We start from the raw sequence: 2,750 nt of genomic DNA, 5'->3' as shown, positions 1-2,750 counted from the left end.
TCGATTTCGACGAGGTCCATGCGGCCCAGGTTCTCAAACAGTGGATACACCAAACACAGGCGGCGTAACGCATGCTCCCTCTCGCGCACTACCTACCGGAATTCGACGCGGACGATGGAACGCCATTCGAGAGTGTGGCGCCGCTGCATCGCCCGAGCAAGCCGACCTTCGAACACCCGATCCTGGTCGCCAGTCGCGATCACGATACCGGGGCTGGCGTCCCGGTCATTTCGTCGCCGATTCCGGAGATCGCCGAATTCGACGAGGCCGATGATCTGATCCCGGCTGAAGGAGAGATGCCGGACCTGGCGGGCGAGGCGCTTTGGCCAGCGACGGATACGCCCGACCCGATCGACGTTGGTGACGAAACCGACGCCCTTGCGGACACGGAGATGGACGACGCCGAAGCCCTCGATGAGGGACAGCTCGACCTGCGGGCGGATATGGAGGCGGCGATCGAAGCGGCGAGGGCCGAGGAGCGCGAGCAGGCCGAAGCTGCTCAATCCGCCGCGATCGAGGCGGCGCGTGCCGAGTGGGCGACGGAAGAAGGCGAGCGGCTTGCGGGCCTCCTTTCGGATCGACTCGACCGCATCGAGACGGTCGTGCGAACCACTTTGGCCTCGGTATTGCGGCCGATCGCGGTGAATACCCGCCGGCGTCAGAGCATTCTTGAACTCGCCGACGCCACGCGATTGCTGATTGGTGACGGCAAGGCGCTGTCGGTTTGTGCGACGGGTCCCGCCGATCTTCTCGCGGCCCTCGGCGACGTGCTGAAGACGGACAGCGGCCTCGTGACCTGGCAGAGCGACGAAAACATGGTCGACGTTCGGATCGAGTGCGACCAGACCGTCATCGAGTCGCGTCTGCGAGAATGGCGCGCGGCATTGGAAGAGGCGCTGGCGTGAGCGAACAGTCCGGGGCGGGGCATCTCGATCGCCAGGAAATCATCATTGTCCGCCGCCGCGCCAGTACCGAGGATGCGCACCACGGCGGCGTCTGGAAAATCGCTTTCGCCGACTTCATGACGGCGATGATGGCGTTCTTCCTGGTCATGTGGCTGACCAACGCCTCGGACGACGCAACACGCCGGCAGGTGGCGCAGTACTTCAACCCGATCAAGCTGAACGATGCCTCGCCTGCGAGCCGGGGTGTCGAAAGCAAGGACGACGGTGCCACGCGCCAGACCAACGAGCAGGGACAAGCCCAGGTCGAGACCAACGGGGATCCGCATGGCAAGCCGCTGGCGGGCGATCAAGCCGGCGGCGAGGAGCAGGCCTTGTTCCGCGATCCTTATGCGGTTCTGGCCGAGATTGCAGCCGAGAGCGTCTCCACCAGTTCGGACAAGCTCCAGGGCAAGCCTGACGGATCGGGTCTGCCAGGGCTGAATGGCGGTGACGCCTATCGCGATCCCTTCGACCCCGCGTCGTGGCAGCTCTCACCCAATACTGTGGAGGGCGGCGAGCCATCCGAGGTGGCCCCTCCGGCTGAATTCCGGACCGCGGTTCTTCCGCCGGAGAACTTGGCGGCGGGCGAGGCCGCCGAGGAAGAGACAGCCCCTGTTAAGGATGGGGCCGATGCGGCGAAAACGGCCGACGATTCGTCCACGCCGGACACCGATGTCGCGGCATTGGATGAACAGGCCACCCCCGGCGAGCCAGCTGATCCGGCCGATGTCGTCGATACGGCATCCGAGCAGGCGACGGCCGTCAGATCGGAAATCGAGGCCGAACTCGCCAAATCGGGGCAATCCCTGCCCCCCAATGTCGAAGTGACCGCGGGGGAGGGCGGCGTCCGAATCTCCCTCGCCGACGATCTCGCAACCGGAATGTTCCAAATTGGATCGGCAAGGCCGACGCCAGAGGCCGTGGCGATGATGGAGAAGATCGCCGCCGTTCTGGCCCGGCGCGAGGGTGATGTCGTCATCCGGGGGCATACCGATGCGCGCCCGTTCCAAAGCGCAGAATACGACAACTGGCGCCTGTCCACCGCGCGGGCCCATATGGCCTACTACATGCTGACCCGCGGCGGATTTGAGGAAACGCGCGTGAAGTCGATCGAAGGACTGGCGGATCGGGATCCGAAATATCCTGGCGATCCGAAAGCTGCCGGCAATCGGCGGATCGAGATTCTGCTGATCGAGCCGGTCACATGAACCTTTCGCTTGCCCGATGCCTGGAAGGGGTCGTCGTGATGGCGCTGATCGCTGCGGCACCGGCCGCGCTTGCCGAGCAGATGGCGCCGCCGGTCACGGTCCAGATGGAGGCTGAAACGGCGGTTGTTCAGGTTCGCGCGGCAGGCGAAGCCGCGCGGGGGGCCGCGCGGCAGGGGGCGGGAATCGTTTCCCACGAGGAGAGCGAGCCCGCCGTTGCGGCAAGAGAGGAGGAACCTGCCGAGCCGATGGCCTCGAAATGGCCGCTTGAACGCGGACCGATGCCCTACGAGATCGTCCGGTCGCTTCAGTTCCTCCAGGATCAGGTCGCACGCGGCAACGGACCGGCGATCCGCGTGCAGTCGCTTCTCCTCAAGCGTTACGGTCCGACCTTCCTCGCGCTTGAACCGGAAGTTTGGGAGGACGCGCGCAATCGGCGCGCCGCCGCGCTGTTCGTGCTCAGCGGCGGACCACCATCCGTGCTGCGAGGCATCCTGGCCCGGCAAACCCTTTCGCCGGAGGACCGTCCGCTGCTCGAAGGTGCACTCGCTTATGTGGAGAACCGCGGTGCGGAGGCCGAGAGAAACCTCTCGATCGTGGA

The 2,750-nt window shown here is 65.5% G+C and carries 2 protein-coding genes and 1 pseudogene; all 3 read left to right on the top strand.

Annotated features, from left to right (window positions below; all coding sequences use genetic code 11):
• Window positions 1-71 precede the first annotated feature (71 nt).
• Window positions 72-905, top strand: coding sequence for a hypothetical protein (locus MJ956_RS12450; RefSeq protein WP_253964775.1), 834 nt, complete (start codon window positions 72-74; stop codon window positions 903-905).
• Complete coding sequence (locus MJ956_RS12445; RefSeq protein ID WP_253964774.1) at window positions 902-2,152, top strand: MotB family protein; 1,251 nt, start codon at window positions 902-904, stop codon at window positions 2,150-2,152. The genes MJ956_RS12450 and MJ956_RS12445 overlap by 4 nt, the downstream gene beginning before the upstream one ends.
• Window positions 2,149-2,750: pseudogene (locus MJ956_RS12440) on the top strand (hypothetical protein); the annotation flags it as partial. The gene MJ956_RS12445 and the pseudogene MJ956_RS12440, both read left to right, overlap by 4 nt.

It is taken from the genome of Aurantimonas marianensis (assembly GCF_024195285.1).
GTDB lineage: Bacteria > Pseudomonadota > Alphaproteobacteria > Rhizobiales > Rhizobiaceae > Aurantimonas > Aurantimonas marianensis.
The sequence above is the reverse complement of the archived record's forward strand: the minus strand, read 5'-3'. Positions and strand labels throughout refer to the sequence as shown.